General features: G+C 60.2%; 22 protein-coding genes. 18 read left to right on the plus strand and 4 right to left on the minus strand.

Going from position 1 to position 23872, the window contains the following annotated elements; translation table 11 throughout:
- Positions 1 to 209: 209 nt before the first annotated feature.
- From ACL2XN_RS03815 to ACL2XN_RS03825, 3 genes are read left to right on the plus strand one after another with little or no spacing between them, the layout of a single operon-like run.
- Positions 210 to 788, plus strand: coding sequence for a DedA family protein (locus ACL2XN_RS03815; protein ID WP_413730323.1), 579 nt, complete (start codon positions 210 to 212; stop codon positions 786 to 788).
- A 4-nt stretch (positions 789 to 792) separates the two neighbouring features.
- Positions 793 to 2007: a glycosyltransferase gene (locus ACL2XN_RS03820; protein ID WP_413730324.1), complete on the plus strand. Its 1215-nt coding sequence runs from the start codon at positions 793 to 795 to the stop codon at positions 2005 to 2007.
- Positions 2007 to 2735 carry a glycosyltransferase family 2 protein gene (locus ACL2XN_RS03825; RefSeq protein ID WP_410014751.1) on the plus strand — a complete coding sequence of 243 codons (729 nt, stop codon included), beginning with the start codon at positions 2007 to 2009 and terminating at the stop codon, positions 2733 to 2735. The genes ACL2XN_RS03820 and ACL2XN_RS03825 overlap by 1 nt, the downstream gene beginning before the upstream one ends.
- A gap of 65 nt (positions 2736 to 2800) precedes the next feature.
- Here the strand turns inward: ACL2XN_RS03825 and ACL2XN_RS03830 are convergent, their stop codons facing one another.
- Both ACL2XN_RS03830 and ACL2XN_RS03835 read right to left on the minus strand, forming a co-directional pair.
- Complete coding sequence (locus ACL2XN_RS03830) at positions 2801 to 3964, minus strand: mandelate racemase/muconate lactonizing enzyme family protein (protein ID WP_410014752.1); 1164 nt, start codon at positions 3962 to 3964, stop codon at positions 2801 to 2803.
- A gap of 36 nt (positions 3965 to 4000) precedes the next feature.
- The gene (locus ACL2XN_RS03835) at positions 4001 to 5368 is read right to left on the minus strand and encodes an MFS transporter (protein ID WP_410014753.1); all 1368 of its coding nucleotides are present in this window, start codon (positions 5366 to 5368) and stop codon (positions 4001 to 4003) included.
- Between the two features lie 225 nt (positions 5369 to 5593).
- On the opposite strand from ACL2XN_RS03835, the gene ACL2XN_RS03840 reads away from it, so the two are divergent.
- From ACL2XN_RS03840 to ACL2XN_RS03850, 3 genes are all read left to right on the plus strand, one after another.
- On the plus strand, positions 5594 to 6649 hold the full coding sequence (locus tag ACL2XN_RS03840) for a LacI family DNA-binding transcriptional regulator (RefSeq protein ID WP_410014754.1): 1056 nt from the start codon (positions 5594 to 5596) through the stop codon (positions 6647 to 6649).
- A 241-nt stretch (positions 6650 to 6890) separates the two neighbouring features.
- Positions 6891 to 8180 carry a D-threonate kinase gene (gene dtnK / locus ACL2XN_RS03845; RefSeq protein WP_413730325.1) on the plus strand — a complete coding sequence of 430 codons (1290 nt, stop codon included), beginning with the start codon at positions 6891 to 6893 and terminating at the stop codon, positions 8178 to 8180.
- Positions 8173 to 9153, plus strand: coding sequence for a D-threonate 4-phosphate dehydrogenase (locus ACL2XN_RS03850; RefSeq protein WP_413730326.1), 981 nt, complete (start codon positions 8173 to 8175; stop codon positions 9151 to 9153). The genes dtnK and ACL2XN_RS03850 overlap by 8 nt, the downstream gene beginning before the upstream one ends.
- Before the next feature lie 97 nt (positions 9154 to 9250).
- Here the strand turns inward: ACL2XN_RS03850 and ACL2XN_RS03855 are convergent, their stop codons facing one another.
- Complete coding sequence (locus tag ACL2XN_RS03855) at positions 9251 to 9883, minus strand: GntR family transcriptional regulator (protein ID WP_413730327.1); 633 nt, start codon at positions 9881 to 9883, stop codon at positions 9251 to 9253.
- Positions 9884 to 10183: 300 nt separating this feature from the next.
- On the opposite strand from ACL2XN_RS03855, the gene ACL2XN_RS03860 reads away from it, so the two are divergent.
- The 7 genes from ACL2XN_RS03860 to ACL2XN_RS03890 all read left to right on the plus strand — a co-directional run bounded on the left by ACL2XN_RS03860 (position 10184) and on the right by ACL2XN_RS03890 (position 18437).
- Positions 10184 to 11050: an alpha/beta hydrolase gene (locus ACL2XN_RS03860; protein ID WP_410014758.1), complete on the plus strand. Its 867-nt coding sequence runs from the start codon at positions 10184 to 10186 to the stop codon at positions 11048 to 11050.
- 9 nt (positions 11051 to 11059) lie between these two features.
- On the plus strand, positions 11060 to 12178 hold the full coding sequence (locus tag ACL2XN_RS03865; protein WP_413730329.1) for a C45 family autoproteolytic acyltransferase/hydolase: 1119 nt from the start codon (positions 11060 to 11062) through the stop codon (positions 12176 to 12178).
- A 41-nt stretch (positions 12179 to 12219) separates the two neighbouring features.
- A complete protein-coding gene (locus tag ACL2XN_RS03870; protein WP_413722997.1) occupies positions 12220 to 13776 on the plus strand; it encodes an ABC transporter substrate-binding protein in 1557 nt (518 codons plus the stop codon).
- Positions 13777 to 13791: 15 nt separating this feature from the next.
- A complete protein-coding gene (locus ACL2XN_RS03875; RefSeq protein ID WP_410014761.1) occupies positions 13792 to 14736 on the plus strand; it encodes an ABC transporter permease in 945 nt (314 codons plus the stop codon).
- Complete coding sequence (locus ACL2XN_RS03880) at positions 14733 to 15551, plus strand: ABC transporter permease (protein WP_413730330.1); 819 nt, start codon at positions 14733 to 14735, stop codon at positions 15549 to 15551. The genes ACL2XN_RS03875 and ACL2XN_RS03880 overlap by 4 nt, the downstream gene beginning before the upstream one ends.
- Positions 15551 to 17200, plus strand: a complete 1650-nt coding sequence (locus tag ACL2XN_RS03885; protein WP_413730331.1) for a dipeptide ABC transporter ATP-binding protein — start codon at positions 15551 to 15553, stop codon at positions 17198 to 17200. The genes ACL2XN_RS03880 and ACL2XN_RS03885 overlap by 1 nt, the downstream gene beginning before the upstream one ends.
- 76 nt (positions 17201 to 17276) lie before the next feature.
- A complete protein-coding gene (locus tag ACL2XN_RS03890) occupies positions 17277 to 18437 on the plus strand; it encodes a cobalamin-independent methionine synthase II family protein (RefSeq protein WP_413722995.1) in 1161 nt (386 codons plus the stop codon).
- Positions 18438 to 18566: 129 nt separating this feature from the next.
- Here ACL2XN_RS03890 and ACL2XN_RS03895 read toward each other — a convergent pair whose 3' ends face one another.
- Positions 18567 to 19502: an alpha/beta hydrolase gene (locus ACL2XN_RS03895; RefSeq protein WP_413722994.1), complete on the minus strand. Its 936-nt coding sequence runs from the start codon at positions 19500 to 19502 to the stop codon at positions 18567 to 18569.
- A gap of 72 nt (positions 19503 to 19574) precedes the next feature.
- On the opposite strand from ACL2XN_RS03895, the gene ACL2XN_RS03900 reads away from it, so the two are divergent.
- The 5 genes from ACL2XN_RS03900 (at position 19575) to ACL2XN_RS03920 (ending at position 23848) form a co-directional block, all read left to right on the plus strand.
- Complete coding sequence (locus tag ACL2XN_RS03900) at positions 19575 to 20522, plus strand: LysR family transcriptional regulator (protein WP_410014766.1); 948 nt, start codon at positions 19575 to 19577, stop codon at positions 20520 to 20522.
- Positions 20523 to 20732: 210 nt separating this feature from the next.
- Positions 20733 to 21320, plus strand: a complete 588-nt coding sequence (locus ACL2XN_RS03905) for a TetR/AcrR family transcriptional regulator (RefSeq protein WP_410014767.1) — start codon at positions 20733 to 20735, stop codon at positions 21318 to 21320.
- 209 nt (positions 21321 to 21529) lie between these two features.
- Complete coding sequence (locus ACL2XN_RS03910) at positions 21530 to 22156, plus strand: hypothetical protein (protein WP_410014768.1); 627 nt, start codon at positions 21530 to 21532, stop codon at positions 22154 to 22156.
- Positions 22157 to 22208: 52 nt separating this feature from the next.
- The gene (locus tag ACL2XN_RS03915; protein WP_413730332.1) at positions 22209 to 23075 is read left to right on the plus strand and encodes a cytochrome b/b6 domain-containing protein; all 867 of its coding nucleotides are present in this window, start codon (positions 22209 to 22211) and stop codon (positions 23073 to 23075) included.
- A complete protein-coding gene (locus ACL2XN_RS03920; RefSeq protein ID WP_410014770.1) occupies positions 23072 to 23848 on the plus strand; it encodes a molybdopterin-binding protein in 777 nt (258 codons plus the stop codon). Before ACL2XN_RS03915 ends, ACL2XN_RS03920 begins: the two co-directional genes overlap by 4 nt.
- The last annotated feature ends 24 nt before the right edge of the window (positions 23849 to 23872 follow it).

Here is a 23872-nt window from a genome sequence, read left to right on the forward strand (position 1 = left end):
TACTTAATTAAAAGATTAAGCCGGCTATTAAAATACCGGTCTTAATCTTTAATCATCATACGTCGCCAGAAAAAAAGCACCGCCGATTTTTATTCGTCAAAGCTTGGTAATATGCCAGTAACAACTCTATAGTATGGTTTCTACCGCAGAATATCGGCGCGAAATAGCGTATTGGTAAATGGCGAACAACAATGATGCCGGGAGGGACTATGCCGCAATGGATATCGACCGCCATTGCCAACTACGGATACGCCGCCCTGTTTATCGCCGTTCTGGTGGAAGGCCCGATGGCGACAGTCTTTGGCGCGATCCTGGCATCCCAGGGCCTGCTGCATATCAGCGGCGTTTATGCCGTCAGCGTGGCGGGCGACCTGACCGGGGACGTGATTCTCTATGGGCTGGGCCGGAGTGGGCGCATCACCACGTTGTTGCTGCGGCGCCGTTTCGACCTCCAGGGCGGCCGGCAACTGGAGCCGCTGATGGCGCGGTTTCGCCGCCATCCCGGGCGCGTGCTGGTCACGGCGAAGCTGACGCATGCGGCGGGGTTCGTGGTGTTGTTAAGCGCCGGCGCGGCAAAAATTCCGCTCGGGCTGTTTCTTGGTTTCAATCTCCTGGCGACGCTGCCCAAGTCCGGCTTATTGCTCTTGCTGGGCTGGTTTGCCGGCGCCGCATGGGAGCGTATCAATGTATGGCTGTGGCTGTTTTCCTGTGCGTTGCTGGTGTCGCTCGCCATCGCGGTGGTCGTCTACCGGCGCCGGAATAACGGAGTTGAGCTGCCAGGGGGGTAATTCCATGCGTATTGCTGTATTTACCGACAGTTTTTATCCGGAGCTGGGCGGTATCCAGGATTCGGTATTGTCCGGATGCCGGGAATTGGGCAAACGCGGTCATCAGGTGGTGATTCTTGCGCCACGCGCCACCGGACATGACTTTGCCGTGGCCGGCGTACCCGCACGGGAAGTCGACGCGGGGAAAAATGTTTCCGTCCGCCGGCTGTTTTCGCTGCCGGTGCCCAGTTCGACCGGGCAATCCCGCCTGGTGGTGCCCACCGGGCGGCGCTGGCGCCAGTTGTTGTCTTTCGCGCCGGATATTATCCATACCCATACTTTTCTCGGCGCCGGTCTGGAAGCGCTGAGCGCCGCGCGCCAACTGGATATTCCGCTGGTAGGCACCAATCACTGGGCCATCGGGGAGTTTGCCGGCTATACGCCGTTTTCGGCGCAATTTTTCCGCAACGTCAGCCTGCGGGCGGTCAACCGCTATTACAACCACTGCGCATTAGTGACCGGTCCTTCCCATTCCGTGATTGACGAAATGCGCGCGTTTGGCCTGCGCAGTCCCCACTGCGTGCTGTCCAATCCGGTGGATCCCGCCCAGTTCCATCCGGTCCCGGACGAACGCCGCGCCATGCTTAAACGGGCGCACGGTTTCAGCGACGCAACCATTGTCTATGCCGGCCGGCTGGCGGACGAAAAAAAAATCGATGTGCTGATTCGCGCCCTGGCGCTTATCGCCGCGGAGGTGCCCGAAGCGATGCTGGTATTGGCGGGGCACGGCTCCGCCCGCCATCGCCTGGAGCACCTGGCGCGGGCGCTGGGGGTCAGCGATCGCGTCAGGTTTACCGGCACGCTGGATAAAGCCACGCTGGCGGATGTGTTTCACGCGGCGGACATCTTTGCCATCGCCAGCACGTCTGAAACACAAAGCATGGTATTGATCCAGGCAATGAGCGCGGGCCTGCCCGTGGTCGGGGCGCGCTGGCGCGCGCTGCCGGAATATATCGACGCGCAATCGGGGTTCCTGGCGCAGCCGGGGGACCCTGAGGATTTTGCCCGCAGGCTGACCCACTTGCTGCGCGCGAAAGCGCTGCGCCAGAAAATGGGCGAGCATGCCGCGCGGCAAACCAGGCATTTTTCCATCACTACCGTGACAAGCCGCTGGGAAGAGATTTATGCCCGGATCGGTCTGGCAGTACCCGAGGGCATGTCGCGTATCTCAGGAGCGTAATGATGAAACTCAGTTTAATAATCCCAGCGTATAACGAAGAGTTGTATCTTGCGACCTGCCTGCAATACGCCCTGCGGGAGCTGACGGCGCACGCACATCCCGGTGAGTACGAAATTATTGTCGTTAATAACGCCAGTACCGACCGGACGTCGGACATCGCCGCCGGCTTCAGTGGGGTTCGCGTCGTATACGAACCGATAAAAGGCCTCACCCGCGCCCGCCAGAAAGGGCTGGAATCGGCCTGCGGCGATATTCTGGCCTTTATCGACGCCGACACGCGTATGCCGTCCGGCTGGCTGGATAAAGTGCTGCATGCCTATGCGCAGCGCGGCGATCTGGTCTGTATCAGCGGCCCATACCGTTATTTCGACCTGCCGGGAATAAAAAGCGTCCTGGTGAAATTCTACTGGCTGGCGCTGGCGAAACCCACTTACTGGTGCACCGGCTATATGGCGGTGGGCGGTAATTTCGCCGCCAGTAAACGGGCCTTGCTGCGTATCGGCGGCTTTGATACGTCTATCGCGTTTTATGGCGAAGATACCAATATCGCCCGTCGGCTGGCGGGCGAGGGGCGGGTACAGTTTGACCTGGATATGGTGATGGAAACGTCGGCACGCCGCCTGAAAGAGGAAGGCTTCGCCACCACGGCGCTACGCTACGTCCTGAACTTTATGTCCGAGGCCATCCGCAATAAGCCCGCCACCTCCGAATATCGGGATATCCGCTAAGGGCCGCCGGCGTAGTGCGCCACGCGCCGAGCCACGCACGCGGTGCCGCTTCCGCCTTCAGGCCGTTATTGATCGACAATAAAACCATCCAGGTGCGGGCGCATGGAAATGGGTTTGCTTAACGGCGGACGGATACGCTGCGCGTCGGGCAGTAATTTCATTCCCAGGCCTGGCCCGTCGGGAATATCCACAAAACCGTCCAGCGGCAGGGGAACTTTATCCACGATATTGCTCCCCAAATGCTCGGGGCGGGATGCGAAAATGCCCGCTTCAAAGCCGGTGGCATATTCCTGAATGGCGAAATTAGGAATAGCGGCCGCCAATTGCAGACAGGCGGCCAGGCCGATGGGTGAGAGCGGATTATGGGGAACCACCTGGACATGATGCGCTTCGGCCATCGCCGCGACTTTTTTGCCGCCGGTAATTCCACCGCATAGGCACAAATCCACGCGGGCGAACTCCATCGCGTTGCGGCTCAGCAGGGCCTGGAATTCATAGAGGGTGGAAAAGCGCTCCCCGGTGGCGATGGGAACATGGATTTTATCCGCCACCCGCGCCATGGCATCGGCATTTTCCGGCCGGATGGGGTCTTCCACAAACATAGGATGATATTCTTCTATGCCGCGGGTAAAGGTCACCGCTTCCGGCGGCGTCAGGCGCCGGTGCAACTCAATCAACAAATCGACCCGATCGCCGACCACTTCCCGCATACGCCTGACGTTATTGATGGCATCACGCATTTTGCGGATATGAGTTTTAAAATAAACCTTGTCATTACCTTCATCCAGGAAAGGATTGAGATGACCGAATGCCGTAAATCCCGCATCCATTTTAGCCTGGCATTCTTCCAGTATTTTCTCAATGGTCTGTTCATAAATATGGCCATATATCCGCGCTTTTTTGCGCACCGGTCCTCCCAATAATTGATAAATCGGCACATTCAGGGCCTGGCCTTTAATATCCCAAAGCGCGATATCTATCGCCGAAATGGCCGCATTGATGGCCAGTCCCTGGAAATAGCTGAACCGATGCATTACATTCCAGTGGTGTTCGATATCAAACGCTGATCTTCCCTCCAGATATTCAGCGAAACGCTGGATAGCGGCGCCCGAGGCCTCAATATGGCCCCAGGCACCGGCTTCGCCATAGCCAACCAATCCGCTGTCGGTTTCCACGCGGGCAAACATGAACTGACCAATATGCAATGGCTCAACTCGGGTTATTTTCATAGGCTCCTCACTGACTGTTTATATCGCGAAATTTTTTTACCGGTTTGGATGTGACGAATAGGCGCCGTGCTCATGCGCCTGCTTGCCGCCTTCGGCCTCGACATCACGTAAATCACGACCACGGGTTTCCGGCCCGAGAAATACCGATACGGCCGTCAGGACCGACAGCACGATGACGTAGGCGCAAACCAGTTTGGGATCCCCGTCGCCCACGGCTAATAAACTGAGGGCGATGATGGGGGCTATCCCTCCGGAAATGGGCGAGGTGACTTCCCTCGCCAGTGAAAAACCGGTATAGCGCACCCGTGAAGGGAACATCTCCGCCAGCCATGGACTTTGCGCCGAGGTCATCATGGTCTTGGCAATGGAAGAGACCAGAAACAGGCCGGCGTAAATCCATACCAGCTCCCGGGTTTGCAGCAGATGGAAAAAGGGAATAATCGCCAGGCCGGAAAGAATCGCGCCCCCCATGTAAACGGGTTTACGCCCCACTTTATCGGAGACCCAGCCAAATAAGGGCACGGTAATGAATTGCAAGGCGGTGCTGAACATTAGCGCGGTGACAATTTCGTCCCTGGCGATATGTAATTGCTGGGTGACATACACAATGACAAATGATTCGTAGATATACGCCAGGGAATTATCGCCTAACCGGGCGCCCCAGGCGCAAAACAGCTGGCGTTTCGACGTTTTGAATACTTCACGCACCGGGTTTTTGATAACGGCGTTCTTGCGTTTTAATTCTTCAAAGATGGGCGACTCTTTTAACTTCATGCGTATAATAACGCCAAACGCAATGACCACGGTGCTTAATAAAAACGGTATGCGCCATCCCCATACCTCAAATGCTTCTTTAGATAAATGCGAAGAGAAGTTGAAGGTGGCCAGCGATAACAACAGGCCCAGGGCCACTCCCATATAAGGCATCGCGCCATAAAGACCGCGCCGTTCAGCCGGCGCATTTTCAACAACGATCAATACCGCGCCGGCATATTCAGCGCCTGAGCCAAGCCCCTGCAGGGCGCGAAGCAGGGTCAGCAGGATAGGCGCCGCTATACCCGCCTGGGCATAGGTCGGCAACAGCCCCATCAGGGTGGTTGAACTTCCCATTAAGAGTAAGGTGATCACCAGCACTTTTTTACGGCCGATGCGATCGCCGAGATAGCCAAACAGCACGCTGCCGAACGGGCGGACGAAAAAGCCGATGCTAAAGCTGGCAAAAGCCAGAATAGTACCGGTCAAGTGGTCGAAAGACGGGAAAAATAAGGTATTGAATAACGTTGCCGCAGCGGTGGCATACAGATAATAATCATACCATTCAACCGTCGTGCCGATGATGGCGCTGAGAATGGTATTACGGATGACTTGCCGGGTTGCCGGCGTTTGCGCGATTGCTTGTTCCACGACGAGCCCCTTATAGGTAGGTGTACAGGTTTGGCCAACGTTGGAATAAAAAACCACATACGAGTTATGCTTACCTTCGCATCCAGCGAGCGAGGCGGTGATAATAACCCTAAAATAATCGGCGATATGTTGTTATATGATGTTTGGAAACGTTTCCGGAAACGTTTCCAGTGATTAAAAAGCGGTTGCCACAGACTGTCAAGTTTCTTTGGCGCGAGGATGTATATGAGTTCAAAAAATGAGACACCGGTCAATGAACGGGCCGGAATCCGTCAAGTTGCTGAACTGGCCGGCGTGGGGATCGCCTCCGTTTCCCGCGTGCTGTCAGGGCAACCGGGCGTCAGTAAAGAAATGACGGAACGGGTACTGGCTGCGGCGGAGAAGTTACGTTATACCCCCAATGTCCTGGCGCAAAGCCTGCGTCGCCGTTCAACCAAATCTATCGGTTTTGTCTGTTCGGATATCACCAATCCGTTGCTGGCCTCAATCGTCAGCGGCGCGGAAAGTGTCCTGACGGCCTCGGGGTTTTCCCTGCTGCTGACCAATTCCGGCGGGGTGCCGGCAATGGATGCGGAACATATTGACGTATTGCAACAACGCCAGGTGGACGGGCTGATTTTGCTGCCGTCGCTGGAAAATGATGAAGCGACCCTGAGCGTGCTGCGTAAAAGCACCATTCCCATGGTGGTGATTGACCGTACGTTGCCGGATGATGTCAACGCCAATACGGTATTATCCGATCATTTTACCGGCGTAGGCGCCGCCGCCAGGGCGCTATTGCAGTTGGGCCACCGGCGTATCGGCCTGATCGTCGGACGAGATGTGCGCCCGACCCGGGAGCGTATCCGTGCCGTGCGGGAGGCCTATCAGGCATGCCAGGCGGCGCCTGATTTTATGATAGAGGCAGGTATCCTGTCGGTCGCCCACGGCGAGCGGGCTATGGCGCGCTTACTGGCATTGTCCCACCCGCCGACCGCGGTGATTTTGGGCGGTAACCAATTACTGGAGGGTGCGCTGAAAGCGGTGGGGCAGCGCAACCTGGTCCTCGGCCGCGATCTGTCGCTGGTGTGTTGTGACGATGTCGCCATCGGCCGCCTGTTTTCGCCGCCGATTGCCACCGTGATGCGCGATAACGGCTTATTGGGCAAACGTGCCGCGGAGCTGTTACTGGGACAGCTGCGGCATCCTCATGATAAAGAACATATTCTCTTGCCAACCTGGTTTGAAAACCGCGCCAGCTGCGGCCCGGTACCGCCCACGCCGGGTCAGGCAGACGTATAAGGCATGCAACCTGCCACGGCCGACGCGTTGGCGGCTGTTGGCCAACGATATCCGGCGTTGTTTGACCGCGGTTAGTCTCATTGCGCGATTTCAATCATAATATGTCATAAACTACTGCCATGTGGCATGTATCAGCGTTAAGTCTCCGTTTGGATAATTTGATCTTGCTCACGGTTAATCAAATATGATTAAATATAATCATTATAACTCGTGACCACCGATAATAACCTAAGGAATGTCTATGCCGGCCGGGCAAAACAACGCGCAGATAGGGGTGATCGCCGACGATTTTACCGGGGCCAATGATGCGGGCGTGGGGCTGACCCGCCACGGCGCCCGGGTCAATGTGCTGTTCGGCGGCGCGGACGCGATCACCGACGGCGGTCGCGCCGACGCCTGGGTTATCAGTACCGACAGCCGCGCCCTGCCGGCCGGGGAGGCGGCGCGGAGGGTGGGCAGGGCGGTAGGGCAATTACGCGCCGTCGCGCCGGACGGCTGGCTGTATAAAAAGATCGATTCCACGCTGCGCGGCAACCTGGGCGCCGAAATCGAGGCGGCCCTCAACGGCGCGCAGGCGCCGCTGGCGATTATCGCCGCGGCCGCGCCCGCCATGGGCCGGTGCATCCGCAACGGCCACTGCGAAGTCAACGGCCGCAGGTTAACCGATACCGAATTTGCCAGCGATCCCAATACGCCGGTCGCCACCTCCTCCATAGCCGGACGGATCAACGAGCAAAGCGCGCTGCCGCTGGCGGAGCTGGATGTAGCGGCGGTGCGCGACGCTTCCCTGGCAATGCGGATTACCGCCCTGGCGGAACAGGGTTGCCGGCTGGTGGTGCTCGACAGCCTGCTGGACGACGATTTACAGCGTATCGTCGCGGCGCTGCGGCAGTTGCCGTTCAAGCCGCTGCTGGTGGGATCGGCGGGCTTGATTGACCCGTTGGCGCGCAGCCTGCCGTTCGCGCCGGCGCCGCCCCTGCTGGCGGTTATCGGCTCCATGAGCGCCGCGGCCCGGCGGCAAATCGACCACGCGCGGGATAACGCGGCGGTCAGGCTGGTGGATATTGATGTGCTGCGTCTGTTCAGCGCAAACCCGGCGAGCTTGATCGATCAATGGGTCGGTGACGTGAGCGCGGCATTGCGCGCGGGCAGGCACTGCGTGGTTCGTACCTGCCAGGATGAAGATCAGCGACGGCATATCGAAGCGGTCTGTCGACAACACGGCATCAGCCGCCAGCGGTTGGGCGAGGATATCTGCCTGGCGCTCGGCCGCCTGACGCGCCGGGTGGTCGACGCCCAACCCATCGGCGGGCTGTATCTGACCGGCGGCGACGTTGCCGTCGCGGTCGCCTCCGCGCTGGATGCGACCGGCTTCCACATCCGGGGACAGATTGCCGCCTGCGTCCCTTACGGCCGCTTGCTGGGCGGCGTGGCGCAAAACATACCGGTAATGACCAAAGCGGGCGGTTTCGGCGGTGAAACCACGCTATCAGAAGTTATTCGCTTTATTGAGGAGATGTCGCGTGACTAAGACAATTGCGGTAACCATGGGAGATCCGGCGGGCATTGGTCCGGAAATTATCATTAAAGCGTTGGCTGAAGGTGAATTTTCCGGTGCGCCGGTGGTGGTGGTGGGCTGTGTTTCCACCCTGCGCCGTATCCTGTCGCTGCGGATCACACCGCCCGCCGAATTGAAAATCATTGCCCGTCCCGCCGACGCGCGGTTTGCGCCCGGGGTTATCAATGTCATCGATGAGCCGCTGCAACAGCCCGCGGCATTGGTTCCCGGCCAGGTGCAGCCGCAGGCGGGCGACCTGGCCTATCGCTGCGTAAAACACGCCACCGGACTGGCGCTGGCCGGCGAGGTCCACGCCATCGCCACCGCGCCGCTGAACAAGGAGGCGCTGCATGCCGCCGGCCATATTTACCCCGGCCATACCGAATTGCTGGCCAAGCTGACGCAGAGCCGGGATTACGCCATGGTACTGTACACCGACCGGCTGAAGGTGATTCATGTCACCACGCATATCGCGCTGCGTAAATTTCTCAACACGCTGAGCCGCGAGCGGGTGGAAACGGTCATTCAAATGGCGGATACCTTTCTCAGGCGGGTCGGTTTCCCCCACCCGCGCATCGCGGTAGCCGGCGTCAACCCGCACGCGGGTGAGCACGGCCTGTTCGGCGACGAGGAAATTACCGTCGTTAATCCCGCGGTGGCCGCCATGCGCGACAAAGGGCTGGACGTCACCGGCGCGTGCCCGCCCGATACCGTCTTTCTGCAAACCTATGAAGGCCATTATGATATGGTGGTGGCGATGTACCACGATCAGGGGCATATCCCGTTGAAATTGCTAGGGTTTTATGACGGTGTCAACATTACCGCCGGCCTGCCGTTCATCCGCACCTCAGCCGATCACGGCACGGCGTTTGATATTGCCTGGACCGGCAAGGCCAAGGCCGACAGCATGGCGATAGCGATAAAACTGGCCATGCAGCTGGCCTGAGGGACGCCGCACCCTGTCGCGCCGCGCCGTCTCAAGCGGATGATGGTCTTTTTTCCTCGCCATCATCCGAATCCTGACATGAGGACGCCGCTTTCCTTTATTCCCCGCTGGATTCCAACTGCTGGATATGTTGCGCAATCAGGCGCGCCAGCTTTGGCGCATCCCGATCGCGGATCGCCGCCACCATGGCGAAATGTTCGCCGGACGATTTTTCTATCCGGGCATGGGAGCTCCATTGCCCCAGCGGGGCGGAGGGCACCCGGCTGCGCAGATCGAAAATCAGCTCCACCATATCCTGGTTCAGGCAGGGCGCCAGCAGCGCCCGGTGAAAAGCCATATTGGCCTCATACTGCCCAAGCAACGTGCCGTGCCAGGTGGCGTCGGCGAACGCCTGCGCGCAGTCCGTCAGGCGCGCGATGCCCTGTTCGCCGATATTCTCGACAATATCCGGCGCGGCCGCGCACTCCAGGATACAACGGATAGCCGAAATATTCCGGCGCTGCTGCAAATTGGGCGCGTAGACGTGGTACCCCTTGTTGGGCACGTGCTGCACCAGCCGTTCAATCACCAGTTGGTCAAGGGCGCGGCGCACATCGGCGCGGGTGCAGCCATAGCGTTCCTCCAGCTCGGCCTGTTTCAGCCACATGCCGGCGGTGAATTCACCGGTATTAATATCCTTGGCGATATCGTTGGCGACATTGGCGGATGCGCCGGGCTTTTTTTGCTTCATGTTTAGCGTCCTTCATTAACCTGGCGGTCGTCGATTCAAAGCATTATAAGGCGTTTTGCGCCGCCTGAAATACCGCCGCCATAATAAAACCCTATGGAGAAATGGGCGGGACGGCGCGCGGCTTCTTATCGTAAATCATCGTGTTACTGGGTTATTGCCGCAGAGGATACTTTTATATTACCGGGAAATGTGATGGGGGCGATAGTTTTTGCGCATATTTATCCAATTAAATTGGCGCCAATTTTGGTTTTATGTTTGAATGAAAATCACTCATCACCCTGTCATTTCTACAGGAAAAAAATGGCCCTCGACGAAACCCAACTGGCGGAAACCCGCGGACGCGCGCTTTATCAGCGCGGCCATACCACCATTTTCGCCAGCAGGCAGGACCCCCGTTTTGCCTATTGCATGTACGTTCCGCCCGATTTTGATGCCGATCCCGCCGGACATTGCCTGGCGGTGGTCATGCACGGCACCGGGCGCAGCATGACCGCCTACCGCGACGCTTTCGCCGAATTCGGCCGCTATAACCGCTGCGTGATCCTGGCGCCGCTGTTCCCGGTGGGACCGTTGCAAGACGGCAACTCCCATGGTTTTAAGTACATCATCGAGCAGGGCATCCGCTATGATCGGGTACTGCTGTCGATGGTGGATGAAGTCGCCGCATCCCTCGGCACGCCGTTCGACCGGTTTTTACTGTTCGGGTATTCCGGCGGCGGCCATTTTGTGCACCGCTTCCTGTATATCCATCCCGAACGCCTGCTGGGCGTCTCCATCGGCGCGCCGGGCTCCGTTACCCTGCTGGATGAACACCAGGACTGGTGGGTGGGCGTGCGCAATTTTGAGCAGATGTTCGGCAAACCGCTGAATTATGCCGCCCTGCGGCAGGTGCCGGTGCAACTGGTGGTGGGCAAGGTCGATGTGGAAACCTGGGAAATTACCCACCGGCCGGGAGGCAAATATTATATGCCGGGCTGTAACGACGCCGGCGCGACCCGCATCGAGCGCAATACCGCGCTTTACCAGAGCCTGCTCGGGCACGGCGTCGACGCGCGCCAGGACATCGTGCCCAATGTCGGCCATGACGGCATGAAAGTGCTGGATACCGTAAAGGATTTTTTCCTGCGCGTGCTGCGCAGCCACCGTTGCGCGCCACCCCCCCGTTAAGGAGACACGATGTCGCAGATTACCCCCTTTCCGCTGGTTACCGTATCCGGCAGCGCCCATGAACGCGGGTTGCAATACGGCGAAATCGCCCGCGATCGCATCCGCCTGAGCGTCGGCCTTTACGGCGATCAGCTGCGCGAGCTGGGATTAAGCCAAGCTCAGCGCGAGGAACTCATTACCGCCTTCAGCGCCATCATCCGCGATTTCGATGCCGACTACCTGACGGAAATGACCGGCATCGCGACCGGGGCGGCCGTACCGCTGGAAGGCATCGTGATGATCAACGCCCGCACCGAGGTGATCGCCAAGGCCCGGCTGCTGAAAGAGCAGCGCGACGCCCATGACGATACTATCAAGGACGGCTGCAGCGGCGCGGTGATTTTGCCGCAGCGCAGCGCCAGCGGACGGCTGATCCACGGGCAGAATTGGGACTGGCGCGCCGAATGCGCCGACAGTTCCATCGTACTGAAAGTGCACCGCGACGACGGCCCCGATTACCTGACCTTTGTGGAGGCCGGCGGCCTGGCGCGCAGCGGCGTAAACCAGGCCGGCCTGGCCATCACCGCCAACTATCTGCGCTGCGAGCGCGACTACCGCCAGATAGGCGTGCCGATTTCCCTGATCCGCCGCAAGGTGCTGGAGCAGCAGCATATGGCGCTGGCGATGCGGGTGGTGGCGGTCACGCCGAAGTCCTGCTCCAACAATATGATGCTCAGCACCCGCGAGGGGTTCGCCATTGATTTTGAATGCGCGCCGGATGAGTCTTTTACCCTGTACCCCACCGACGGCATCCTGGTGCACGCCAACCATTGGGAAAGCGACGCGGCAAAAAGCAAAATCCGCGAAATGGGCATTGGCACGTCGCCCGATACCCTGTACCGCGCCTGGCGGGTGAATCAATTGCTGCGCGCTAAGCCCAAGCTCAGCGCAGACGATTTGAAAAATGCCTTTTTTGACGACTTCGGCGCGCCGTATTCGGTATGCCGGCCGCCGCGTCCCGGTTTTCAAAGCGATTTGTCGGCCACCGTGGCGATGATCGTTATGGACTCCACCGCGGGCACGATGGAGGTGGCGCCGCTGCCGGCGATTAACCGCGAATTTACCCGATATTCCCTGGCCCTGTCCTGACAGCCGCCGTCCGAACGAAACAACGACCCATTGAGGATACTATGAAGCAGATAATCGCGTGTATCGTTATGCTCCTGCCGGGAATGATGGCGGCCCGGGCCGGCGCGGCCGACAACAGCATCATCCGTTTTGCCTTAAACCAGGACATCCGCAGCAGCCAGCCGGGCGTGAACCGCGACGGCAATACCGACGACGTGCTGATGCACGTGGTGGAAGGGCTGGTGGGCTATCGGGAGGACGGCACCGTCGGGCCGATGCTGGCCGACACCTGGGAGGTGCAGGACGGCGGCAAAAAATATGTGTTCCATCTGCGCAAAAATATCAAATTCCACAACGGCGATACCCTGGGCGCGCAGGATGTGCTGTGGAGCTGGAAGCACTGGACCGATCCGAAAACCCAGTGGCGCTGCCTGCGGGAATTCGACGGCAGCAGCCAGATCAACGTCACGTCGGTAAGCGCGCCGGACGACAGTACGGTGGTGATGACGCTGGCGCAGCCGGTGGCGCTGTTTCTCGATACGCTGGCCCGCACCGACTGCGGCGCCGCGGCGGTCGTCAGTCCCAAATCCGTGGACGGGCAGGGCAACTGGATCAAGCCTATCGCCACCGGTCCTTTTACCTTCGATAACTGGAAGCACGGTGAATACGTTTCGCTGAAACGTTTTGACGGCTACAGCTCCCGCGCCGGCGCGCCGGATGGTTTTGTCGGCGGCAAGAAAGCGCTGGTGGACGAAGTGCGGTTTATGGCCGTGCCGGACGCCGCCACGGTGAAAGCGGGGCTGCGCTCCGGTGCGGTGGATGTTGCCCAGGTCAGCCCCATCGACGCGTCGGACCTGAAAACCGACCCCAATGTGGCCATCGCGGTGGCGCCCAACGCCCAGCGCCATGCGCTGCTTATCCAAACGGCGGATCCGCTGCTGAAAAACCTCAAGCTGCGCCAGGCGATCGCCGCGGCGCTGGATACCGAACAAATCGCCATGGGCACCAGCGAGGGGCTGGCCACGCCGAGCAATTCCAATATTTCCGTGGCCTCCGGTTACTATAAAGAAGTGGAAAAGCAGGGCTATAAATATGATCCCGCCCGTACCAAACAGCTGCTAGAGGAAGCCGGATATAAAGGCGAGACGATTGAAATCATCGCCAATAAACGCTCCACCGTGCCCAGCTTCGATATGGCGGTTATCGTGCAGGCGATGCTGCAGGCCGCCGGCATCAACGCCAAAATCACCACCATGGAATGGGCCACCCAGCTTGAACGCTACCAGGCCGGCCGCTACCAGATGATGACCTTTACCTTCTCGGCGCGCTTTGAACCGGCGCTGGCGTTTGAGCAAATCAACGGCGATAAAGCCAAGCAGCCGCGCAAGGTTTGGGACGATCCCCAGGCCAACAAACTGGTGGACAGCCTGGCCTATGTCAGCGACAGCAAACAGCGGCAGGATATCGTCGACCAGCTGCACCGCATGATGATCGAACAGGTGCCGCTGATTATTTTCTATCCGGGGCTGGATATTATCGCGCACCGCAAGGTTATCGTAGGCTATAAACCCTGGCTGGCCGCCGCCGCCCGCCTGTGGAACGTATCCGTTAAGTCATAGCGGCAAGGAGTCGTCATGCTGAGTTTTATCTTCAGGCGGGTGGCGTCGGCGATCCCGACGCTGCTGCTGGTGACGGTGATCGTCTTCCTGCTGACCAGGCTGGTGCCCGGCGATCCGGCGCTGCTGATGCTTGGCGATCTGGCGACCGAGAGCAGCCTGGCGGATTTGCGCCATAACATGGGCCTGGATCAGTCGCTGTTGACGCAGTTTTTTATCTGGTTCGGCCAGGTGCTGCACGGCGACTTCGGTCACTCCATCCAGAGCGGACAAGCGATACTGCCGCTGATCCTCGAACGGTTTTCCGTCACCATGAGCGTGGTGCTGGCGGCGGTGGTCGTGGCCGCGCTGGTCGCCGTGCCTTTCGGCATGCTGGCGGCATGGAAACAGAACACCCGTCTTGATGTCGGCCTGGTGATGTTCTCGACGTTTCTGCTGTCGATACCGAGTTTTTGGATGGGGCTGCTGATCCTGATGTTTTTCGGCCTGAAGCTCGGCTGGCTGCCGGTGGTGGGGTATGTCTCGATTCGGGACAACGCCTGGCAGGGCGTGCTCTATCTGCTGATGCCGGTGCTGACGCTGGTGCTGGTGGAAGTGGGCGCGCTGGTGCGCATGATGCGCGCCAGCACCCTGGAGGTGCTGCGCCTGGATTATGTCACCCACGCCCGCGCCAAGGGGCTGCGCGAGCGTACCGTACTGTCGCGCCATGTGTTTCCCAATGCCTTCGGGCCGACCTGGACGCTGATAGGCCTTACGCTCGGCAACCTGCTGAGCGGCGTGGCGGTAACCGAAACGGTGTTTAGCCTGCCGGGCCTCGGCAGGCTGCTGGTGGACGGTATCTATGCCCGTGATTATCCGGTTATCCAGGGGTGCATGCTGTTTATCGCCGGTATCTATGTCCTGACCAATCTGGTGATAGATGCCCTTTATCCGCTGTTTGATCCCAGGGTGGCCGCATCATGAAACGCTCAATATTTTTGGCGCCCAACGCCCTGCTGGGCGGGCTAATGATCGGGATTATCGTCTGCGCCAGCCTGGTGGGGTTCTTCTGGACGCCGTTCGACCCCAGCCGGATCAATATTCTGGCCCGGCTGCAAAGTCCCGGCGCCGCGCACTGGTTCGGCACCGACGAATACGGCCGCGACGTATTGAGCCGCATTATGCTCGGCGCCAGCGCCAGCATCAGCATTTCGGTGCTGACGGTGGCCTTCGCGCTGCTGACGGGGATTGTGCTGGGCTTGCTGAGCGGCTATCTGCGCGGCGTGACCGACCGGGTCATCATGATGGTGACCGATACGCTGCTGGCGTTTCCGGGCATCCTGCTGGCACTCGGCCTGCTGAGCATCCTGGGCAGTAACCGCTACGGCATTATTCTCGCCCTGGGCCTGGCCTATACCCCCTCGGTGGTGCGGGTGGTGCGCGGAACGGTGCTGGGGCTGCGCGAGACGGATTTTGTCCACGCCTCCCGGGTGATGGGACATCGCGAAGGATTTATCCTGCTGCATCATATCCTGCCCAACTGCATCGCGCCGCTTATGGTGCTGGCCACGTCCATGCTGGGCTGGGTGCTGATTTCGGAAAGCGCCCTGTCATTCCTCGGGCTCGGGGTACCGCCGCCGGAACCCACCTGGGGCAATATGCTGGCGGCAAGCCGTACCTATCTTTCCCAGGCGCCCTACCTGGCCCTGCTGCCGGGGTGCTGTATTTCCCTTGCGCTGCTGGGCGTCAACCTGCTGGGGGACGCGCTGCGCGATTATCTTGACCCGAGGATGCAATAATGAATAACACCGCGCAGCCTCTGCTGGACGTCGGTAACCTGACCATTAGCGTGCAGGATCGCACGGTGGTGAACGGCATTTCCTTTTGTCTGCAGCCGCGCGAAGTGCTGGCGGTGGTCGGCGAATCGGGCAGCGGCAAAACCCTGGCGATGCGAGCGCTGATGGGGCTGCTGCCGTCCAATGTCGCGCGCCGGGCCGATCGGCTGCGGTTCGCCGGCCAGGATTTGTTGGCGCTGGATAACGAGCAGCTGCGCCAGGTGCGCGGCGCCGGTATCGGCATGGTGTTCCAGGAACCCATGACCTCGCTAAATCCGGCCATGACCATCGGTCGCCAGCTGGATGAAGGGCTGGCGCTGCACACCACACTGACGCCGCAGGAGCGCAAACAGAAAATCGTCGCCATGCTGCGCCGCGTCGGGCTGGACGGCGGCGAAACGTTGCTGGCCAGCTTTCCGCACCAATTTTCCGGCGGGATGCGCCAGCGGGTGATGATTGCCGCGGTGATGCTGCTGGAACCGAAACTGATTATCGCCGATGAACCCACCACGGCGCTGGATGTGCTGGTGCAGCACGAAGTGATGAGCCTGATGCTGTCCCTGACCGCCGAGCAGGGCAGCGCGGTGATCCTGATAAGCCACGATCTGTCGATGGTGGCCAACTACGCCTCGCGCATCATGGTGATGGAGCAGGGCGCGCTGGTGGAGCAGGGTGAAAGCCGGCTGCTGCTGGCCGAACCCCGGCATCCCTATACCCGCCGGCTGCTGGACGCGATGCCCGTCAGAAAAGCGCCCGCCGATCGCCGCTCGCTACTGTCGGCATCGGCGGTACTGACGCTGAGCGACGTGAGTATCGATTATCCGGGGCAGAAAACATGGTTGCAACCGGCGCGCGTCACCCGGGCGGTGAACAGCGTCAGTTTTAACGTGCGCCGGGGCGAAACGGTGGCGCTGGTCGGCGCCAGCGGCTCGGGAAAAACCACCATCGGCAAGGCGATTGCCGGTATGTTGCCGGTGAGCGCCGGCTCGCTGTTGTTCGAGGGCCGGGATGTCAACGACCGGGACCCGGCGTTAAAACGCCGGTGGCGCCTGGCCTGCCAGATCATCCAGCAGGATCCCTATTCCTCCCTCAATCCGCGCATGAAAATCGGCCAGATCCTGGAGGAGCCGCTGCGGGTCTTCAATGATACCGGGCGCGCGCACCGCCTGGCGCGCGTCAAAGAGGTATTGAACGAAGTCGGCCTGGCGGAATTTTTCATCGACCGCTATCCGCACCAGCTTTCCGGCGGCCAGCGCCAGCGCGTGGCCATCGCCCGCGCCGTGATCCGCAAACCGGCCTTTATCGTCGCCGACGAGCCGACCTCGGCGCTGGATATGACCGTGCAAAAGCAGATTTTGACGCTGCTGCGCCGCCTGCAGGACAGCTACGGTTTCGCCTGCCTGTTTATCACCCACGACCTGGGCGCGGTGGAGCAGGTCGCCGATCGCATCATGGTCATGGAAAAAGGCCGGCTGGTGGAAAACGGCTGGAGCGACGATGTGCTGGATCGGCCGCAGCACGACTATACCCGGCGGCTGCTTTCCTGCCTGCCGCAGCTTAAGCTGCTGGAGAATGGCGGCTATCAGCTGGAGGCGCCGGTCCAGGCGCCGTAGCCGGGAGACTTCCCATCCGCCTGTGGCCGTAGTAAGTTATTTTCTCACCTATTTTGACATCAGATGAAGGGTAATAATGTCCACACTGCAAGGCTCTGATCGTATTTTAACCACCCATGTCGGCAGTCTCCCACGGCCCGTGAAATTGCTGGATCTGATGAAGGCGAATATTGACGGCGCGGATAATCAGGCGGAGCTGGACCGCTGCATTAAAGACGCGGTGATCGAGTCGGTTCAGCAACAGGTCGATGACGGCATTGATATCGTTACCGACGGTGAACAATCCAAAGTCGGTTTCTTTGCCTATGTCCGCGATCGCATGAGCGGCTTCTCTGCGCGCCCCGGGCAACGCTATACGGCTTTTGACGCGGAGATCGAGGCGTTTCCCGATTATTATCAGCACTATTTCGGCGAAGCGATGCTCGGCGGCAACCTGGTGCCATTCGTCCCGGTGGCCTGCACCGGACCTATCGCCTATCACGGCACGGCGCAATTGCAGCGCGACCTGGCCAACCTGGCGGCCGCATTGGGTAAAGTGAGCGCCCATTCGGCGTTTGTCCCGTCGGTGGCGCCGACCGGCGTGGGCAGCAATGCGTTTTATGCCAGCGAAGGCGAGTATCTCTCGGCGGTGGCCGAGGCGCTGCGCGTCGAGTATAAAGCGGTGATTGACGCGGGATTCAGCCTGCAAATCGACGATCCGTTCCTGCCCGATCTGTTTGCCGATCGCGCCCTGGACAATGCGGCGATTCACCGCAAAGCGGGTGAGTATGTCGAGATCCTGAATCATGCGCTGCGGGGCCTGCCGCAGGAAAGAATTCGCTACCATACCTGCTACAGCATTAACGAAGGTCCGCGCATTCACGATGTGCCCTTCGTGGAGTTTGTGCGCTATATGCTCAATATTAACGCATCGGATTATTCCTTCGAGGCGGGCAATGTACGCCACGAACATGAATACCACCTCTGGGAAGAGATTACGCTGCCGGCGGGCAAGCGGTTGATCCCGGGCGTGATATGCCATGCCAGCAACACCGTGGAACATCCGGAACTGATTGCCGAACGCCTGGTCCGCTTTGCCGAACGGGTAGGTCGCGACAATGTTATTGCCGGCGCCGACTGCGGTTTCTCTTCGCAGGCCACCTATCGCACGGAAGTGCATCCCACGGTGGTGCGGGAAAAATTCCGCGCCCTGCGCGCGGGCGCCGACCTCGCCAGTAAAAAACTGTGGAAAAAATAAGCGGACGCCAGTCGTCCAGCGGCCAGCAACCTGCCCACTGAGCGTGACGGGGGCCGCCCGGCGGCCTGATAGCCGCTGTGCCGCGTCGCGTAGGTGAAAACGCCGCACCACCGATGCGGCGTTGCGGGCTTACGGATTGCCTGGCGCGGCGGGGAGGGCATCGTCCAAAAACCTCACCGCATTACGCAGCGCCTGGTCGGCTTCGGGGAGAACCCCGGAGAACAAATGCCAGACATGGAACATGCCGGGCCAGACCTCAAGTGATGTCCGTACCCGGCTTTCCCCGAGATGGGCCGCAAGGCGGAGGGCCCCGCTCAGCATGACCTCATTTTCGCCAATTTGGATCAGGGTGGGCGCAATCCCCCGGACATCGGCGAAGATCGGCGAGGCATCAGGGTGAGTCGGCAATTCTCCGGCCAGGAATATACGGGCCAGTTGGTTAAGAAACGCCGTGCTGCACAGCGGATCGATACCGTCCCTGACGGTTGCCGAATTTCCGCTGTGCGTGAGATCCGCCCAGGGTGAAAGGGCGACGGCGGCGGCGGGTAGGGGCACGCCGGCGTCCCTGGCTTTTCTCATAATGGTCACCACCATCGCTCCGCCGGCCGAATCACCGGATATCGCCAGGGAACGCGGGTCGACGCCGTTATCAAGCAGCGCGCGATAGGCGGTAAAAGTATCTTCAATCGGTACCGGGAACGGGTGCTCCGGGGCTTGCCGGTAATCGGGCACATAGACGCTGGCGCGCAGCAGCGCGGCATATTTTCCGGCCAGGCCGCGGTAGGCGTTTATCCCGCCATGGACATAGCCGCCCCCGTGTATATAGAACAGCACGCGGTCCTCCAGCACATTTTCCGGCGTGACCCGCAGCGCGGCGACGCCGCCCAAATCAACAGGGGTAAACGACACCCCGCCAGGCGCCGGGAATAACCTTTCCAGTCCAGCCGTATAGGCCGCGCGCGCCTCGGGCCATCCGGCCTCGCTCTGGCCATTCATTTTCTGGACCACAGGCAGTGCCGCTTGTATCCAGCCATCCAGCGTTTTTCTGGCATTTACAGGTAACATTGCATATCCTTCTGGGTGAATAAGTTTCTACACAATCACTCTATCGCAACCATTCGGGAAAAGGATTCTACAGTGAGTGTCCGTCACGTCGCGGCCGGCCAGCATGGCGGCGGGGGAATTGAACTCAACACCATGCGTGCCTTTGTGGCCATCGCCGAGTCAGGCAGCTTTGTCGCCGGCGGCAAAATCATGGGATTGACCCGCTCCGCGGCCGGAAAGTCGCTGGCACGGCTGGAAGCCTACCTGGGTACGCGCTTGCTGCACCGCACCACCCGCAGGGTGTCGCTGACAACCGATGGGCAAAATTTTTACGAGCGCTGCGTGCAGATACTGTCCGATCTGGACGAGGCCGAGCACAGCGTCAGGCAGGGCCGCCTGCAACCCAGGGGTACGCTGCGCCTCACCGTGACCGCGGCCTTCGGAAGGATAGTTATCCTGCCGTTGCTGAATCAATTCCTGAAAACATGGCCGGAGCTGGAAGTCGAGGTCAGCTTTACGGACAGGGTCGTCGACCTGGTGGAAGAGGGGTTCGATCTCGGTATCCGCATGGGCGATATGCCCGTCGACTCGCTGATGGTCGCCCGGCTGATTGCGAAATACCGTCCCTGTCTTTATGCCGCGCCGGCCTATCTGCAAGGCTATGGCACGCCAGAAAACATAGCGGACCTCAGCGGCCATCAGCGGCTTATCTACGGCCTTCATTCCGCATCGGGCGCCTGGCCTCTGGCCGGGCCCGATGGGACGCCGGTCCTTATCGACGGCCGCCGCCGCCTGCGTTTTGACAGCGGCGAGGCCATCAAGGACGCCGCGGTAGAAGGCATGGGCATTGCCTACCTGCCGTCCTTTCTGGCTGAGGATGACGCGAGGAAAAACCGGCTGGTAAAATTATTCCCGCAATACCAGGGCAGCGAGATACCCATCCATGCCATTTATCCCGACAGGAGACATCTGGCGGCGAAGGTACGCCTGTTCATCGATATGCTGGTGCAGCATTTTCATAAGGAAGGGCAACCGGGCTAAAAGGCTCCGGCCGGGCAGCCGTCATGGATATAGCCGGCCGCCCCTGCGTGATCGATCTCTTGACAGCCAGGCTACCAACTAGTAGGGTGATTGCACGCGATGGCGTTCTGGCTTTCCTGTGTCGGGCCCCGCCCGCATTATTGCGGGGGCCGCAATGCCGGTAAAGCAGCATTCGCCGCACCCCCTTTGTTTGGTCGATGGACTTTTATCATGAACGCAGAGCTTTCTCCCAAGGCCGCGGAAATCGCCGCCCATGCGCGGTTACTGCTGGCCGCCGGCGGCTATAACAGCTTCAGCTATGCTGATATTTCCGCCCGGGTACACATCAGCAAGGCCAGCATCCATCATCATTTCCCCAGCAAGGAAGAACTGGTCAGAACCGTGGTCGCCCTGTATCGGGAAGAGGCGCGGGCAGGCATGGCGGCCCTTGATAGCCAGCTCGCCGACCCGCTGGCGGAGCTTAACGCCTATGCCGATTACTGGATCACCTGCATTCGCGATGGTACGTCTTCTTTTTGCATTTGCGCGATGCTGGCCGCCGAACTGCTGACGATCCCGGTCCGGGTGGCGGATGAAGTCCGCGGGCATTTTCAGGATCAGTCTGACTGGCTCGCGTCGCTGCTCCAGAACGGCGCGGCCCAGGGGCAATTCCACCTGCGCGCCAGTGCGGCCGTCGAGGCCGGCGCTTTCATGGCCACGGTCCACGGCGCGATGCTGGCCGCCCGGGCCTATGGCAATCCGCAAACTTTTCAGTCCATTATCCAGCCTACGATCCATCATTTGACCGCGTCAGCCTGATCCGCTCCAGCGGAACGGGGTGGCCGGGGGTTTTTTGCGCTGCAGTAAGCCTACCAACTAGTAGGTTGATTACGCTGTCGCGGGTGCATACCCGCCAACCGGGGTTTGTTATCACGTCGCAGGCTTTCCAGGCGCCGCCTGCGACGGTTTTTCTTTTTAATGCGCCATATCAATCTATCGCGGTGCCCGCATCGCTCAGGAGATTCAACATGACTGTTCCAAGAATAACCCGCTTCCTGGCCCTCGGCCTGACCGGCGCGCTCCTTATGTCCAGCGCTCTGACGCCGGCTGCCGCCGCCGATAACAGCGTCAGGGTACGGGGTACCGTCGCCGCCCTGACGGGTGACCGGCTCCAGGTGACGTCGCGCGAGGGCCAAGCCGTCATGGTCACCCTGAAACCCGGCTGGAGGGTCTCGGCGGTAGCCAAGGCCGGTATCGCCGACATTAAGCCGGGCGACTACGTCGGCATCGCGTCGCTCCCCACATCGGCGGGAGGCGACGGGGCGCTGGAAGTGCTGATCTTCCCGCCCCAGCTGAAAGGCGCGGCGGAAGGCAGTTTCGGCTGGGATCTGAAGCCCAACAGCACGATGACCAATGCCACCGTGGCCGATGCGGTCAAGTCGGTGGGCAGCAGCGACGTTACGGTCAGCTATCACGGCCGGGAAAAAAAGATTTCCATTGCGCAAGGCACGCCGGTCGTCACGCTGGCGCCGGCCACACCTGAGGATGTGAAGCCCGGCTCGGTGGTTTTCGTCAGCGCAGAGAAGGGCGCGGACGGCGAGCTTTCCGCCGGTAATCTTATCGTCGGCAAAAACGGCGTTGTTCCCCCGATGTAATCAATCACCCCCGCCGGCTGGCGGTGTCGGCCAGCCGGTCAAGGAGCCTGTCATGAACAAACCTGATACATCAAGCGCGCCGACCCCATCAGCCCCGCCTGGGCGCCGCCGGCTCGTTAAGCGGCACTCATTGCCTGTACGCATTACGCATTGGGTGAACGTCCTCTGCCTGTCGATTCTGTTACTGAGCGGATTGCAGATTTTTAATGCCCATCCCCGGCTCTACTGGGGGCAATACGGCGCCGACGCGGATCGGGCGTTTATCGCCATTGGCGCCAGGCAACTGGGCGATACATCGCGCGGCTATATCCAAATCGGCCCGCTGGGCATCGAAACCACCGGCTTTCTCGGCGTTTCCAGCGAAGACGGCGCCGCGGCCGCACGCGCATTCCCGCCCTGGCTTACCCTACCGTCCTATCACGATCTGGGCGCCGGACGGCATTGGCATTTTTTCTTCGCCTGGCTGCTGGTCATTAATGGCCTGGTCTACCTGGCGCATGGGCTATGGCGCGGCCACCTACGGCGGGACCTGTTGCCTACCAGGGCTCAGCTGTCATTACGCCATTTGTGGCGGGAAGTGATCGACCACGCGCGCCTGCGCTTCGCCAGGGGGGAAGCGGCGCGGCGCTACAACGCATTGCAAAAGCTGGCCTATCTGACGGTCGTCGGCGGCGCGATCCCGCTTATGGTGTTGACCGGACTGGCGATGTCGCCGGGTCTCAACGCCGTGTTTCCATTCCTGCCGGATCTGTTCGGCGGACGTCCTTCGGCGCGCACGCTGCACTTCCTCACCGCGTCTTTCCTGGTGCTGTTCGTCATCGTGCATGTGGCGATGGTGGTCGCCTCGGGCCTTTGGAACAATCTGCGCTCGATGATTAGCGGCCGATACGCCATTGACGAAACAGGAGACAAGCCATGAAACCTCAGTTTTCACGCCGGCGTCTCCTGGCCGGCCTGCTCGCCGGGGCGGGGGGGACATTGCTCACCGGGTGCGATGGCCTGACGCAGAACGCGCAAGTGACCGCGTGGCTGGATAAGGTGGAAAAGCTGACCATGGGCAGCCAACGCATGCTGCTCGGGCGTCAATCGCTGGCACGGGAATACACTGAGGCCGACCTGTCGCCGGTCTTTCGCGCCAATGGAACGCAGATGCCGGACTCGGAGGACTATGCCCGCTTGCTGGAGCGCGGCTTTGCCGACTGGCGTCTGCAGGTGGATGGGCTGGTGCGGCAACCGCTGAGCCTGTCGCTGTCCGACCTGAAACGGTTTCCGGCCCGTACCCAGATCACCCGGCACGATTGCGTCGAGGGATGGAGCGCCATCGGCAAATGGCAAGGCGTTCCGCTGGGGCGGGTGCTGGATGCGGCGGGAGTGAAACCGGGCGCCCGCTACGTGGTGTTCCATTGCGCGGACGAGCTGGAGAGGACGCTGGATGGCAGCGGCCGCTATTATGAAAGTATCGATTTGCTCGATGCCTACCACCCCCAGACTCTCCTGGCCTATGGCATGAACGGCGGGGATCTGCCCGTGGCCCATGGCGCGCCGCTGCGTCTGCGGGTTGAAAGACAGCTCGGCTATAAGCATGCGAAGTATCTGATGCGCATCGAAGTCGTTACCGCGTTTGATGCTCTGGGCAGCGGAAAAGGCGGCTACTGGGAAGATCGCGGCTATGAGTGGTATGCGGGCATATAATGTCGTGCAATAGGGATTTTGACA

The organism is Sodalis sp. RH22 (genome assembly GCF_047324165.1).
Taxonomy (GTDB): Bacteria; Pseudomonadota; Gammaproteobacteria; order Enterobacterales; family Enterobacteriaceae; genus Acerihabitans.

Excerpts from the sequence above, each read along its gene's own strand:
- ACL2XN_RS03815 (WP_413730323.1), top strand. The coding sequence starts at position 210 with ATGCCGCAATGGATATCGACCGCCATTGCCAACTACGGATACGCCGCC.
- ACL2XN_RS03820 (WP_413730324.1), top strand. The coding sequence starts at position 793 with ATGCGTATTGCTGTATTTACCGACAGTTTTTATCCGGAGCTGGGCGGT.
- ACL2XN_RS03825 (WP_410014751.1), top strand. The coding sequence starts at position 2,007 with ATGATGAAACTCAGTTTAATAATCCCAGCGTATAACGAAGAGTTGTAT.
- ACL2XN_RS03830 (WP_410014752.1), bottom strand. The coding sequence starts at position 3,964 with ATGAAAATAACCCGAGTTGAGCCATTGCATATTGGTCAGTTCATGTTT.
- ACL2XN_RS03840 (WP_410014754.1), top strand. The coding sequence starts at position 5,594 with ATGAGTTCAAAAAATGAGACACCGGTCAATGAACGGGCCGGAATCCGT.
- dtnK (WP_413730325.1), top strand. The coding sequence starts at position 6,891 with ATGCCGGCCGGGCAAAACAACGCGCAGATAGGGGTGATCGCCGACGAT.
- ACL2XN_RS03855 (WP_413730327.1), bottom strand. The coding sequence starts at position 9,883 with ATGAAGCAAAAAAAGCCCGGCGCATCCGCCAATGTCGCCAACGATATC.
- ACL2XN_RS03860 (WP_410014758.1), top strand. The coding sequence starts at position 10,184 with ATGGCCCTCGACGAAACCCAACTGGCGGAAACCCGCGGACGCGCGCTT.
- ACL2XN_RS03865 (WP_413730329.1), top strand. The coding sequence starts at position 11,060 with ATGTCGCAGATTACCCCCTTTCCGCTGGTTACCGTATCCGGCAGCGCC.
- ACL2XN_RS03870 (WP_413722997.1), top strand. The coding sequence starts at position 12,220 with ATGAAGCAGATAATCGCGTGTATCGTTATGCTCCTGCCGGGAATGATG.
- ACL2XN_RS03875 (WP_410014761.1), top strand. The coding sequence starts at position 13,792 with ATGCTGAGTTTTATCTTCAGGCGGGTGGCGTCGGCGATCCCGACGCTG.
- ACL2XN_RS03880 (WP_413730330.1), top strand. The coding sequence starts at position 14,733 with ATGAAACGCTCAATATTTTTGGCGCCCAACGCCCTGCTGGGCGGGCTA.
- ACL2XN_RS03885 (WP_413730331.1), top strand. The coding sequence starts at position 15,551 with ATGAATAACACCGCGCAGCCTCTGCTGGACGTCGGTAACCTGACCATT.
- ACL2XN_RS03890 (WP_413722995.1), top strand. The coding sequence starts at position 17,277 with ATGTCCACACTGCAAGGCTCTGATCGTATTTTAACCACCCATGTCGGC.
- ACL2XN_RS03895 (WP_413722994.1), bottom strand. The coding sequence starts at position 19,502 with ATGTTACCTGTAAATGCCAGAAAAACGCTGGATGGCTGGATACAAGCG.
- ACL2XN_RS03905 (WP_410014767.1), top strand. The coding sequence starts at position 20,733 with ATGAACGCAGAGCTTTCTCCCAAGGCCGCGGAAATCGCCGCCCATGCG.
- ACL2XN_RS03910 (WP_410014768.1), top strand. The coding sequence starts at position 21,530 with ATGACTGTTCCAAGAATAACCCGCTTCCTGGCCCTCGGCCTGACCGGC.
- ACL2XN_RS03915 (WP_413730332.1), top strand. The coding sequence starts at position 22,209 with ATGAACAAACCTGATACATCAAGCGCGCCGACCCCATCAGCCCCGCCT.
- ACL2XN_RS03920 (WP_410014770.1), top strand. The coding sequence starts at position 23,072 with ATGAAACCTCAGTTTTCACGCCGGCGTCTCCTGGCCGGCCTGCTCGCC.